The sequence below is a fragment of the Loktanella sp. M215 genome, from assembly GCF_021735925.1.
Taxonomy (GTDB): domain Bacteria; phylum Pseudomonadota; class Alphaproteobacteria; order Rhodobacterales; family Rhodobacteraceae; genus Loktanella.
The window spans coordinates 110,695-123,117 of the sequence record NZ_WMEA01000004.1 but is presented as its reverse complement, the minus strand read 5'-3'; the positions used below and the strand labels follow the sequence as shown (position 1 = coordinate 123,117).

General features: G+C 60.2%; 15 protein-coding genes and 1 pseudogene. 13 read left to right on the top strand and 3 right to left on the bottom strand.

All coding sequences use genetic code 11. The features are described 5' to 3' along the window. The first annotated feature begins 111 nt into the window (after positions 1-111). From GLR48_RS20650 to GLR48_RS20605, 10 genes and pseudogenes are all read left to right on the top strand, one after another. Positions 112-2,391: a heavy metal translocating P-type ATPase gene (locus GLR48_RS20650; protein ID WP_336886663.1), complete on the top strand. Its 2,280-nt coding sequence runs from the start codon at positions 112-114 to the stop codon at positions 2,389-2,391. Further along, positions 2,388-2,531: pseudogene (ccoS, locus tag GLR48_RS20645) on the top strand (cbb3-type cytochrome oxidase assembly protein CcoS); the annotation flags it as partial. The gene GLR48_RS20650 and the pseudogene ccoS, both read left to right, overlap by 4 nt. 50 nt (positions 2,532-2,581) lie before the next feature. Then, the gene (gene ccoN / locus GLR48_RS20640) at positions 2,582-4,234 is read left to right on the top strand and encodes a cytochrome-c oxidase, cbb3-type subunit I (RefSeq protein ID WP_237064962.1); all 1,653 of its coding nucleotides are present in this window, start codon (positions 2,582-2,584) and stop codon (positions 4,232-4,234) included. Positions 4,235-4,238: 4 nt separating this feature from the next. Further along, a complete protein-coding gene (gene ccoO / locus GLR48_RS20635) occupies positions 4,239-5,015 on the top strand; it encodes a cytochrome-c oxidase, cbb3-type subunit II (RefSeq protein WP_237064960.1) in 777 nt (258 codons plus the stop codon). A gap of 3 nt (positions 5,016-5,018) precedes the next feature. After that, complete coding sequence (locus GLR48_RS20630; protein WP_237064951.1) at positions 5,019-5,225, top strand: cbb3-type cytochrome c oxidase subunit 3; 207 nt, start codon at positions 5,019-5,021, stop codon at positions 5,223-5,225. After that, positions 5,216-6,085 carry a cytochrome-c oxidase, cbb3-type subunit III gene (ccoP, locus tag GLR48_RS20625; RefSeq protein ID WP_237064949.1) on the top strand — a complete coding sequence of 290 codons (870 nt, stop codon included), beginning with the start codon at positions 5,216-5,218 and terminating at the stop codon, positions 6,083-6,085. Before GLR48_RS20630 ends, ccoP begins: the two co-directional genes overlap by 10 nt. Beyond that, entirely contained in the window at positions 6,085-6,300 is a 216-nt protein-coding gene (locus tag GLR48_RS20620) for a hypothetical protein (RefSeq protein ID WP_237064947.1), read from the top strand. Before ccoP ends, GLR48_RS20620 begins: the two co-directional genes overlap by 1 nt. Further along, a complete protein-coding gene (locus tag GLR48_RS20615) occupies positions 6,294-7,187 on the top strand; it encodes a DUF2189 domain-containing protein (protein WP_237064945.1) in 894 nt (297 codons plus the stop codon). The genes GLR48_RS20620 and GLR48_RS20615 overlap by 7 nt, the downstream gene beginning before the upstream one ends. Before the next feature lie 69 nt (positions 7,188-7,256). Continuing rightward, positions 7,257-7,697 carry a CBS domain-containing protein gene (locus GLR48_RS20610; RefSeq protein ID WP_237064943.1) on the top strand — a complete coding sequence of 147 codons (441 nt, stop codon included), beginning with the start codon at positions 7,257-7,259 and terminating at the stop codon, positions 7,695-7,697. Between the two features lie 43 nt (positions 7,698-7,740). Then, complete coding sequence (locus GLR48_RS20605; RefSeq protein WP_237064941.1) at positions 7,741-8,370, top strand: DUF1971 domain-containing protein; 630 nt, start codon at positions 7,741-7,743, stop codon at positions 8,368-8,370. 52 nt (positions 8,371-8,422) lie between these two features. On the opposite strand, the gene GLR48_RS20600 is transcribed toward GLR48_RS20605, so the two are convergent. Genes GLR48_RS20600 through GLR48_RS20590 form a run of 3 tightly spaced genes read right to left on the bottom strand, consistent with a single transcriptional unit; the run spans position 8,423 to position 9,456 of the window. Further along, the gene (locus GLR48_RS20600) at positions 8,423-8,824 is read right to left on the bottom strand and encodes a group III truncated hemoglobin (RefSeq protein ID WP_237064938.1); all 402 of its coding nucleotides are present in this window, start codon (positions 8,822-8,824) and stop codon (positions 8,423-8,425) included. A 2-nt stretch (positions 8,825-8,826) separates the two neighbouring features. Further along, positions 8,827-8,982: a hypothetical protein gene (locus GLR48_RS20595; RefSeq protein WP_175499316.1), complete on the bottom strand. Its 156-nt coding sequence runs from the start codon at positions 8,980-8,982 to the stop codon at positions 8,827-8,829. A gap of 33 nt (positions 8,983-9,015) precedes the next feature. After that, on the bottom strand, positions 9,016-9,456 hold the full coding sequence (locus GLR48_RS20590; protein WP_237064936.1) for an RrF2 family transcriptional regulator: 441 nt from the start codon (positions 9,454-9,456) through the stop codon (positions 9,016-9,018). Between the two features lie 128 nt (positions 9,457-9,584). Between GLR48_RS20590 and hmpA the strand changes: the two genes are divergently transcribed. The 3 genes from hmpA (at position 9,585) to GLR48_RS20575 (ending at position 12,013) form a co-directional block, all read left to right on the top strand. Then, positions 9,585-10,784 (top strand): NO-inducible flavohemoprotein, encoded by a 1,200-nt coding sequence (hmpA, locus tag GLR48_RS20585; RefSeq protein WP_237064934.1) that lies wholly within the window; start codon positions 9,585-9,587, stop codon positions 10,782-10,784. Between the two features lie 33 nt (positions 10,785-10,817). Continuing rightward, positions 10,818-11,069 (top strand): DUF6522 family protein, encoded by a 252-nt coding sequence (locus tag GLR48_RS20580; RefSeq protein WP_237064932.1) that lies wholly within the window; start codon positions 10,818-10,820, stop codon positions 11,067-11,069. Between the two features lie 194 nt (positions 11,070-11,263). Further along, complete coding sequence (locus GLR48_RS20575; RefSeq protein ID WP_237064930.1) at positions 11,264-12,013, top strand: sulfite exporter TauE/SafE family protein; 750 nt, start codon at positions 11,264-11,266, stop codon at positions 12,011-12,013. Positions 12,014-12,423: the final 410 nt, after the last annotated feature.

Here is a 12,423-nt window from a genome sequence, read left to right as displayed (position 1 = left end):
TGCCGGACGGACTTGCAGCCTACCGTCGTAATTCCTGAAAACTTTGATCCATATCAATCGGTGGCCCGATCCTTCGTGTAAAACTTGGGATCGCACAAAGAGTAATCAGGAGTGGACGGGGTGTCAGGGATCGGAACACATCCGCGAACATGCAGCGACGACGTCTTGCATTTGTCTTCGCGTGCATGGCGGGAAGCCGAGGCCCGTACCGCTGTGCGTGCGCTGTCCGACGGCCGGGGGCAGTGCGTGCTGTCGATTCCTGACCTGCGATGCGGGGGGTGCGTCGCCACGATTGAGCGTGCCCTGAATGCACGCACGGATGTCGCATCTGCGAGGGTGAACCTGACCCTGAAGCAGGCGGTTGTGACCTTCGCCGATGCAGACACAGATCCCACATCCGTCATTTCTGCGCTGACCATGCTTGGATACCCTGCAATCCCTTCGGATCAGCACCAATCGCACGACAACGATACCGACACTGTCGGCCGCGGCCTGTTACGCGCGATCGCCGTGGCCGGGTTCGGGGCGATGAACATCATGATATTGTCGGTCGCCGTCTGGTCAGGTGCTGCTGGTGAGACGCGAGACACGTTTCACCTGATCTCTGCACTGATCGCCGTCCCGGTCGTGGCCTATGCCGGTCAGCCGTTTTTCCGGTCAGCATTGCAGGCCTTGTGGGTGGGGCGGCTCAACATGGATGTGCCGATCGCTGTCGCTGTCGTTCTGGCTTTGGCATTGAGCCTGGTCGAGACGATGCGTGGCGGCGAACAGGCCTTTTTCGACGCCGCCGTGACCTTGCTCTTCTTTCTTCTGTCGGGCCGCTACCTCGATCACCTGATGCGCGAACGTGCGCGCAGTGCGGTCTCCGGGCTAGCGCGGCTGTCACCGCGGGGCGCGATGCTGCGCCAGTCCGATGGGTCGCTGACCTATGTGCCGCTGAGCGCCATTGCACCCGGTGCAATCATAGCCATTGGCCCGGACGAGCGTGTACCGGTGGATGTGCAGATCATTTCAGGCTCCACCGATCTGGATCGGTCTCTTGTGACCGGCGAAGCGATGCCGGTGCCGGCTGGCTTTGGTGACACGCTGGAAGCCGGCACGCTGAACCTGACCGGTGCCGTCGAGGCCGAAGTCCAGCGGTCTGCTGACGAGTCATTTCTCGCGCAGATGATGCGCATGCAGTCAGAGGCTGAGACCGGTCGCGGCACCTACGTGCGCATCGCCGACCGCGCCGCACGGCTCTATGCGCCAGTCGTGCATCTGCTGGCACTGGCAACATTTGTCGGCTGGGTCCTTGCCACAGGTGACTGGCACACCTCTGCCTTTGTTGCGATCAGCGTTCTGATCATCACCTGCCCCTGTGCGCTGGGTCTGGCTGTGCCCGTAGCGCATGTCGTGGCCTCCGGTCGTCTGATGCGGATGGGTATCCTGATGAAAGATGGATCCGCGCTGGAACGGCTCGCCGATATCGACCGCGTGGTTTTCGACAAGACGGGGACGCTGACCATGGGTACAGCGGCAATTGGTTTCGGCCCCGACGATCCGGCACTTCGCACCGCGGCCAAGGCCTTGGCTTCGAAGTCGGTCCATCCTGCCGCTCGTGCGATCGCGATGAGTATCGCTGAACGGCCCTGCCAGCTGGACGATGCAACCGAAGTGCCGGGGTTCGGCATCGCTGGTTGCGTGGGCGGACGTGCCGTCAGGCTGGGCCGTGCGGACTGGGTCGCGGACATCAGTGTGCAGGCCAAGGATCGTGCAAGTCCCGTCTTCGCCTTTGCGGACGGGCCTGCGATGTCATTCGACCTGACAGAGACTCTGCGCCCCGGTGCCGTCGATGCGATCAAGTCATTTGCCGCAGCACGGATTCCCGTTGCCATGCTGTCTGGCGATATCGCGGCGCGGGCAAACAGCATTGCGAACCAACTGGACATCTCCGACGTGAAATCCGGTCAAACACCCGCAGACAAGATTGCGGTGCTCAATGACCTGCGGGACGGTGGTTCCCGTGCGCTGATGGTCGGTGACGGATTGAACGATGCGGCGGCGCTTGCGGCCGCGCACGTGTCAATGGCACCCGCCAGCGCGTCGGACGCCGGACGGACGGCCGCGGATTTCATTTTTCTGCGGGATGGGCTGGATGCCGTGCCGACCGCCTGGCGCATGGCCCGCGATACCGCGCGGATCGTGCGGCAGAACTTCGCGCTCGCCATCGCCTACAACTGCATCGCGATCCCGCTGGCCATGGCCGGTCTGGTGACGCCCTTGATTGCCGCACTCGCGATGTCGGCGTCGTCGCTTCTTGTGATCGGCAACGCCCTTCGGCTGAACCGCGCCGCACAGCCGCGCCAAACGCCTGCAGCCCGCCTTGGCGGGTCGCAGGTGCCCGCATGACCATTCTGGCGTTCCTGATCCCGATTACCCTGGGCATGGGGGCCGTCGGTCTGTGCGTCTTCTTCTGGTCGCTGCGCAGCAACCAGTACGACGACCTGTCAGGCGATGCCGAACGCATTCTCTTCGACGATGACCACCCGCTTCCGGCTGCATCTGCACGCCCGTCCAACACGACCAAGGAGACCGCGCCATGATGTCCAATCTCACGAGCACCGAACGCGCGAGGGCCATGCTGATCACGGGCGCGGGCGTGCTGATCGGCCTGACGATGGCTGTCGTGGGGCGCAACGATCCCATGGGCGCACATGGCTGGATCATCCTGCTGTTCTGCGGTGTATTGTTCTTTATCGTGGGCCAAAAGCTTTACGACGCTGAGCCTGTCGAGGACCGCAGCGTATCTTATTACGACGATCCCACGAAGGTCGGAATCCTTCTCGCCCTGTTCTGGGCCGTCGTCGCGATGGGCATGGGCGTGTGGGTGGCGTCGCAGCTGGCCTGGCCGGATCTGCGGTTCGACGCGGCCTGGTCCAGCTTTGGCCGCATCCGCCCGGTGCATACGTCCGGCGTGATCTTTGGCTTTGGCGGCAATGCCCTGATTGCCACATCCTATCACATCATGCAGCGCACCAGCCGTGCACGGATGCCGGACCAGGTCTCGCCCTGGTTCGTGTTGCTGGGGTTCAATCTGTTCTGCGTGGTCGCCGCCAGCGGCTATCTGATGGGCATCACCCAGTCCAAGGAATACGCAGAGCCGGAATGGTATGCCGACCTGTGGCTGGTGATCGTCTGGGTGGTTTATTTCGTCCTCTACATCCGCACACTCGCCCGTCGGAATGAGCCGCACATCTACGTCTCCAACTGGTATTACCTTTCGTTCATCCTGGTCGTGGCGATCCTGCACATCGTCAATAATCTGGCGATCCCGGCGTCCTTCTCGGGCGCCAAGAGTTATTCGGCGTTCTCGGGCGTGCAGGATGCGATGGTGCAGTGGTGGTATGGCCACAACGCGGTCGCCTTCTTTCTGACCACCGGCTTTCTTGGCATGCTTTACTATTTTCTGCCGAAGCGGGCAGGGCGGCCGATCTATTCCTACCGCCTGTCGATCCTGTCGTTCTGGGGCATCGTGTTCTTTTATATTTGGGTCGGATCGCACCACCTGCATTACACGGCACTGCCGCAATGGGTGCAGACGCTGGGTGTCACGTTCTCGGTCATGTTGCTGGTCCCCAGCTGGGCTTCGGCGGGCAATGCGCTGATGACCCTCAACGGAGCGTGGCACAAGGTCCGCGACGACGCGACCCTGCGCTTCATGATGGTGGCGGCCGTGTTCTACGGGTTGTCGACATTCGAGGGGTCTTTCATGGCGATCCGCCCGGTCAACGCCCTGTCGCATTACACCGACTGGACGGTCGGTCATGTCCACTCCGGGGCGATGGGGTGGGTCGCGATGATCACGTTCGGGTCGATCTATGCGCTGACGCCCATGCTGTGGCGACGCGAGGCGATGTATTCATGGAAAGCGGTCGAGTGGCACTTCTGGTTGGCCCTGTCGGGGACGGTCATCTACGTCTTTGCGATGTGGAACGGCGGCATCACCCAAGGCCTGATGTGGCGGACATATACCGAGAGCGGCACGCTCCGCTTTTCCTTCGTCGATACGCTGATTGCGATGCATCCCTACTATATCGCACGGGCCTTCGGCGGGCTGCTGTTCTTTACGGGTGCCTGCATCTGCTTTTGGAATGTCGTCATGACGATCCGGCGCGTGCCGCATCACGCCCCGGCCATCGACTATCCGACCACATCCGAAGCCATGGAGCCGGCAGTGCCGGCGGCGGAGTAAGCTCATGTTGAAAACCCTTCTTAAACCCTTCGCCCGTGTCTTCGAGTTTCAGGCCAAGACCCACTACCGGATGGAACGGCATTCGATGGCACTGACCGCTGGCATCATCCTTGCCGCCGGTGTCGGCGGATTTGTCGAGATCGCACCCTTGTTCACCATCGACGACACGGTCGAGGATGTGGCGGACATGCGGGTTTATACGCCGCTGGAACAGGCCGGGCGCGATATCTACATCCGCGAAGGATGCTATGCCTGCCATAGCCAGATGATCCGCACGCTGCGCGACGAGGTGGAACGCTACGGTCCCTATTCGCTGGCCGTGGAGTCGAAATACGATCACCCGATGCTGTGGGGATCAAAGCGCACGGGACCGGACCTCGCGCGGGTCGGAGACAAGTATTCCGATGACTGGCAGGTGCGTCATCTGATCAACCCGCGCGATCTGGTGCCGCAATCCGTGATGCCACAATACGCCTTCCTGCTGGAGACCCCGCTGCGCACCGACGACCTGCCGGGCAGGCTCGATGCGCTGCGCATGGTGGGCGTGCCCTATACCGATGACATGATCGCCAACGCGGCCGACGATGCGCTGGGGCAGGCGCGGCCCGATGGTGACCGCGCGAGCGGTGTGCTGGACCGATACGGTGAGGCGACCGCCGTGCGCGCCTTTGACGGGCAAGGCGATCGTCTGACCGAGATGGACGCGCTGGTCGCATATCTTCAGATCCTCGGCAATCTGACCGATGTGGCGCAGAATACCCAGCCGATGGCAGAGGAGTAGATGATGGACATGACCCACGAATGGTATGTCGCGCTGTCCAAGTCGTTTGGCCTGTTCTGGCTTCTGGGCCTGTCGGTCGCGATCACGGCCTATGCCTACTGGCCCTCGCTTGGCGGCCGGTTTGACAAGGCGGCCAACAGTATCCTCGACGATGAGGACGGGCCAGCGCAGCCCACCGCGACCAAGCCGGAGGACGAGGCATGTCGGTAAAGGATCGCGACCCCCTCACCGGGCACCAGACGACCGGTCATGAATGGAACGGCATCACGGAGCTGAACACCCGTGTGCCCCGCATCGTGTGGTTCTTCATCATCGTGACACACCTGTTCGCGCTGCTCATGTGGATCCTGCTTCCGACGTGGCCGCTGGTCACGACCTATACAAAAGGTCTTCTTGGTTTCGATCAGCGCGACGTGGTCAAGCAGGATATCGTGCTTGCGAACCTCGCCCGTGCCGACTGGGCAGACCGCATCGCGACGCTTCCCACAGCTGACATTCTGCAAGATCCTGAATTGAAGGCCCGGGTGACGGGGACAGCGCATCAGATCTTCGGCGATAACTGCGCCGGTTGTCACGGAACCGATGCGGCCGGTGGTCCTGGGTTTCCCAGCCTCATCGACACCGCTTGGCTGTGGGGAGGTGACACCGACACGATTATGGAGACGCTGCGCGTCGGCATCAATGCGACCCACCCCGACACGCGCTATGCACAGATGCTGGCCTTCGGTCGTGACGGTATCCTGCCGCGCGACGATATCCGGCGTGTCATCGACTACGTCCAGTCGCTGTCGGGTACGGACGCACCCGCAGACAGGATCGCCGCCGGGGCAGAGATTTTCGCGAATAACTGCGCCGCCTGTCATGGAGAGAATGGTCACGGCAATACGGATCTCGGCGCACCAAACCTGACCGACGCGTTCTGGATTTATGGTGGCGACGACAAGGCCATGTACGAAACCATTTGGAATGGCCGGCAAGGTTGGATGCCCACCTGGGAGGATCGCTTATCCCTGACGGAGCGCAAGATCTTGGCCGTTTACCTGCAACATCTCGGTCAGGAGGCCCTGTAATGACGGACATCATACGTCCGCTTGCGGGCCGCCAAGATCGCTTCTGGACGGGCCCGCGCCTGTTCGCAATCGCAGCCACCGCTGCCGTGATGCTCCTGTTCATTGGGGCCAACGCCCATTTGATCGCGGTATCGCTCGCATCGAAACCCGATTGTGTCCTGCAACCCGCAAAGGAAGGCGTCGTGGTCTATAGCGCGGCGAAACCATCATGTTGAGCAATCACACCCAAGATACTGACGCGCCGCCGCCGCCGGACAATCCGCATGCCGACGACGGTATTCCCAAGATCGTACCACCGCTGCCACGGGAGAACCGGCGTGCGCGGGAGCTGCCGTGGCGCACCGCGTTTGACTGGCTGCGGGCCGGGTGGTCAGACCTGTGGCGGAACCCTTTACCAAGTCTGCTCTACGGCTGCGGGCTCTTTGCCGTTTCAGCCCTGATCGTGTGGGCGTTGTTTCGTTTTGACTACGGCTATGTGCTCCTTCCCGCGCTTGCCGGGTTCATGGTCATCGGTCCGTTGATCGCGAATGGTCTCTATGAGAAAAGCCGCCGCCTCGAGACGGATACGGCGACCAGCTACCTGGAAATGATCTTCGTCAAACCCCGGTCGGGCTATCAGGCCTTGTTCATGGGCGTCCTGCTGCTCTGTCTGTTTCTGCTGTGGATGCGCGCGGCCGTTCTGATCTGGGCGTTGTTCTTTGGCATCGTGCCGTTTCCCGGAACGGATCAGATCGTGCCGATGCTGTTCGTGACACCAACCGGCTGGGCGGTCCTGTTCGTGGGCAGCGCTGTCGGTGCGCTCTTTGCGGCCTTCTCCTTTGCCATCAGCGTTTTTGCGGTACCCATGTTGCTGACCGAACGGACTGATGCCATGTCCGCCTTGGGGATCAGTATGGCGATGGTGTGGAATAACCTGCCCGTCATGCTGGCGTGGGGGGCCATTGTCCTCGTGTTATTCCTACTATCAATGCTGACGGGATTCCTGGGTTTGATCCTGATCTTTCCGCTTTTAGGGCACGCCACCTGGCACGCATATCGTGCCATCCGCGGCGAGATCGCACCTGACGGCGACACTGAGCGCATGTTTATTCGCCCGGCATGAGAGTGGCACACCGCAGCACTTCAGCATTTTGCGGCGACGACACCGCACCTGGTCATTGGGAGACAAGACATGCTGGTTGAGGGACTGTTGCAGACGGCATCGGAGAGGCTCGTCACCATCCGTGAAGACGCCAGACTGATCGAAGCGGCCAAGCTATTGAGTGCGCAAACTGACCTTGTCGTCGTGTGCGACGGTGACGGTATCCTGCGAGGTGTCGTCACGAAAACGGATGTCGTGCGGCAGATCAGCACCTGCCAGGGCGCGACCTGCATGTGCCCCGTTTCGACTGTCATGACAGGTGATGTGGCATCGTGCCGGGGCGCAGATCAATTGAAATCCGTGTCTGAATTGATGCAGCAGCGACATCTGAAGAACATCCCGGCGGTGGATGCGGACAATCCGCCGGTCGGCGTGCTGACCGCCCAGATCATTCTCCGCGCCCTGTTAGGCGATGCCGAATACGAGGAAGCGCAGATGATCGATTTCGTGAAAGGTATTGGCTACCGCTGATGCTCATCCAAACCCCTTTCAGCACGGCCAAGTGGAGATCCTGATGTCCGACCCTGACCTGACCTTTGAGACAACTGAGCTGCGTCAACGGGTGTTGTCGCGATGGGAAAATGAAGGCGGTGCCACGACCGAAATGGCGGTGGAGTCGAGCGCTGAGGTTCCGGAACTGACCAATGCCGAACTGGTTCATCTGCGCATGCGAGTGATCGCGCTCGAGAACCTGATGATCGCCGTTCTGGCTGAAGGCTCCGATCAACAGCGGCAGCTCGCGCTCGATATGGGGGGCTATATTGCACCGCGGGCCGGCGCGACACAGCATCCCCTGACCGTTCAGGCGTCCCACCACATGACGGATCTGGTTCACCGCGCCGATCACTTCCGCGCCGCGACCTTCGCGACAACGCCTTACAAGAGCACGCCTGTGTTCGACGAGGTCACTCTGCCTGCGGGGCTGCGCAAAGAGCATCGCACAAAGGAAGGCGTTTGGGGTGTCATTCAAGTTTTGGAGGGACGCCTGCTATACCGGGTGATTGAGCCTAGGTCAGAGACGATCCTCGATCCGGAGCATCCCGGCCTGATACATCCCGACCAGCCCCATTCCGTGGAGCCGCTTGGCCCCATGCGGATGCGGGTCGATTTTTATGCCAGACCGCCGGACGTTCCGCCGACGTGACAGTGCCGAACCGCTTTAAAGTGATGCGGGCACACTCAGAAAATGTGCTGTTTCAAATGCCGCCCAGGTAGGGCACCGGGCCAGCGTTTTCGTTCTGCGGTAGCCCAAAGCTCAACCCCCGCCCGATCCGGTGCGCCAGCGCGGACCATGCCTGTGCGAGGTGCTGCGGTAATTCTTCCGCCAGGACAGCGTCGAATATCGACAGCCAGACGGGGAAGTGTTGGGCCTTGACGTCGCCTGCGGTCCTGTGAACCTGCATCGGGTTGCCGTCATAGCAGCGTTGCAGCAACAGGGCATTGCGCCAAAACCGTCCGATCTTTTCTTCGTGCGCCGGCCAGTCCGCGACGTGTCGCCCAAAAACGGGCCCAAGCGCAGGATGCGCCCGGACACGCTGATAGAATTGCGACACGACACGGTCGATCTGCGCCTCGGAGACGGGGATGCGCGGTGGCATGGTCACACCACGACGATCCAGACGACGATCAGGCTCGCCACCAGGTAGACGAGCGTATTGACCATCCAGCGGATCAGGCCAGCCTCGCCTTCGGGATCAACGCCGAGGCGTTCGCAGGCCTTGGTACCGGGCCACAGGAATATTTCTGACATCGTCATGGTTCAGACTCCTTCAAGAGTATCGCGTTGCGATCAAGTCGCGGGTCGTGCTGCGTCGTGTGGCGGAAACAGCGTCATGAACGCTGTTCCGCTTTGGCAAAGCTCGGCCAGCGTGTAGCGGTCGATGACCGCGAGAAAGGCGTTGGTGGCTTCCTGCAGAACGGGGTTCAGTCCGCAGCCCGATACGATGACGCAGTTGGTGCAATCGGCCATCATGAAGTTGTCTTCTGTCGTGCGAACAACTTCGCCAACCGTGATGTCGGACGCCGGGCGCGCCAGCTGGATGCCACCGTTTCGGCCGCGCAGACTTTGCACAAAACCCAAGCGTCCAAGGTCGTGGACAACCTTGGTCAGATGATTGTGCGATATGCCGTAATCGGCGGATATTTTCGAGATTGCACAGAACTGGTCAGGCTGGGCCGCGAGGTACATCAGGACGCGTAGGGCGTAATCCGTGTAGCGCGTCAGCCGCATCGCATCGTGCCGCTGTCTTTTGGATACATGTATTGTCCTTGCATGTTTCAGAGCTTCGCGTATGTCAGCACTTATACATGTATATTAATTACATGTATAGCCTTGAACGCAGCCAAGAGAGCTTTGACATGACAGCAGCACTGAGCCAGAAAACCGTCGACATCGTGAAGTCGACCGTTCCCGCGCTGGAGGCGCACGGCGTCGCGATCACCCGAAACATGTACGAGCGGCTGTTTCGCGATGACACAATCAAGGCGCTGTTCAATCAAACCCACCACGGCGCGACAGGAGCACAACCCAAGGCGCTGGCCGGAGCCGTGTTGGCCTACGCACGCAACATCGACAATTTGGGACACCTTGGGTCTGCCGTCGAAAAGATCGCGCAAAAACACGTGGGGCTGCAAATTCTGCCCGAACACTATCCCTTTGTTGCGGACGCTTTGCTGGCTGCGATCGCAGATGTCTTGGGCGATGCCGCAACGGACGAGATCATGACGGCATGGGGTGACGCGTACTGGTCGCTGGCCGGGATCCTGATGGGCCGCGAACAAACGCTTTATCGCAATGCTGCAACCGCGAACGGCGGGTGGAGCGGATGGCGGGACTTTGTCGTGGCGGACCGGCACATCGAAAGCGATGTCATCACGTCCTTCCTGCTGCGACCGGTCGATGGCAAACCGATTGCCGCGCATAAGCCCGGTCAATATCTGACCTTCCTGATCGAGCGACCGGGGGACATGTCCCAGCGACGCAACTACAGCATCTCGGCCGCACCAAATGGCGAAAGCTACCGGATTTCGGTCAAGCGGGAGCCGGGCGGCGCCGTATCGGGGTGGCTGCACGAGAAGGCTGTGCCCGGCACGATCCTCAAGGTTGCGCCGCCAGCGGGTGAGTTTTTCCTTCCGGTCGATCAGACGCGGCCCGTCGTCCTGCTGAGTGGCGGCGTGGGTTTGACACCGATGGTTGCCATGCTTGAATCGCTGGCAAAGCGATCACCGGCAACACCGGTCCATTTCATTCACGGGGCGCTGGACGGATCGGTTCATGCGATGGCGGATCACGTGCGCAGCCTGGGCCAGCAAACCGGTGCACACCTGCAGATCTTCTACGAGACACCGCGGCTGACGGATCGGAATTATGACGCCGAGGGTCGTATCCCCGTGACGTGGTTGCTAGAGAATACGCCAATCCGCGAAGCAGACTATTTCATCTGCGGGCCGACAGCTTTTCTGCACTGCTTTGTGACGGGCCTTCGTGGCGCAGGGGTCGCAAAGGACCGCATTCATTACGAGTATTTCGGTCCGGGCGCCGACCTGATGGCAGCCTGAAATTACGAGGTTCACGAGAGGCCAACCAGAAAAATGAAACTCAGTTTAGCAAACGGTCAGGTCACGGTCGATGCCGCCGATTTGGCGCCACTGCTTGAGATGGAACCTGACGTTCTGCGCACCCAAATGCGGGACGGCGACGTGCGCATCCTGTCTGAAACCGGAGAGGGAGACGATGCCGGCCGGCAGCGTGTTACCTTCTGGACAAAGCAGTGGCGGGTGCGACTGACCTGTGATGCAGAGGGCGTTGTCGTGAAGCAGTCCCGCGCCCGGATCGGTCCATGACTGAGGCAGAGGTCCGAAAGGTTTTCGAGCATGGATCGGCGAAAGACGTATCAAACCGCAGTGGCCGGTCGTTTGTCCCTATCGCACCTGCGTTGCAGGGCGACCTTCACGCAACTTTCGCCTAAAACGTACCAAGTTGCAGACCAATCAAACTTTTGAATGACAAGCGTTTTTGCGACATAAAGGTCCTTTGGATGTTCTCCGCTTTCGTGCTTGTGATCGCCGGTCTATTAGCCGGCGGTGTGAATGCTGTCGCTGGCGGCGGAACGTTGCTCAGCTTTCCGGCTTTGGTCTGGCTTGGCGTACCGCCAATCATGGCCAACGCGACGGCGACGCTGACGGCGTTGCCTGGTTACATCGGAAGTGCTTGGGCATACCGGGATGACATCAAAGCAGAGGGAGCGTTGCGTCTTCGGACCATTGTGACGGTCGCGGCATGTGGCGGGCTGATCGGTGCGGGGCTTCTTCTGGCGACGCCGGGGGATGCGTTCATCGGCATTGTGCCATGGCTTCTGCTCATGGCAACGACGCTGTTTGCCATTGGACCTAAACTGGTGGCGCATATGCGATCCAAGGGCAACGGTGTTGCCGGACCGGTTCTTTCGGCGCTCGGTATTGGCATCGTGGCGGCCTACGGCGGCTATTTCAACGGCGGCCTCGGCATCATGTTTCTGGCTGTGTTCGGATTGATCGGTTTCCGGGATTTGCACGGCATGAATGGCCTGAAGAACCTGCTCGCCGCAGTCTTGTCAGTCGTGTCAGTGACAACCTATGCAACCGCGGGACTGATTGCTTGGGAGTCAGCAGCCGTGCTTGCGGTTTCAACAACCGTAGGAGGCTACATCGGTGCCAAGTATGCGCGGCGGATTAAGCGGACCGAGCCGTTGCGCGTAGCGATCATCGCAGTGGGTGCCGTTTTGACGGTGGTCTTCTTTGTCAAATAATGTGGCGCAAAAGTTCGTGAAGACCTCAACAGTAAGGCGCGATAACCGGAATTGCGACATTTGTCGCGTCTATCTTGACTGGACAATCGATGGCGCAATCGAAAATTAGAATTACCGTAGACTGGTATAACGTGCTCGACCTAAAAAATGCCGGGAGAAATCTAGAGTGCCGATCAAATCCTTTCCTATACCTCTGTCTCGGGAAAGTGAAATACCAGCGACGAAACGTGCTTCAGTCCTTGGGTTGTTGCAACAGCTTGAGCGACGTCTTATTTGAAAAAGAGGTGCGGTTGGTCTCAAGGGAAAGACAGATTTGGCTCGGATTCGTCACAACCTTGGAGCCTTCAGGACAAACCCACTTGGCAAGCCTATCTCCTGTTTGCTACGTAAATTTCATTTACCACAAGGGT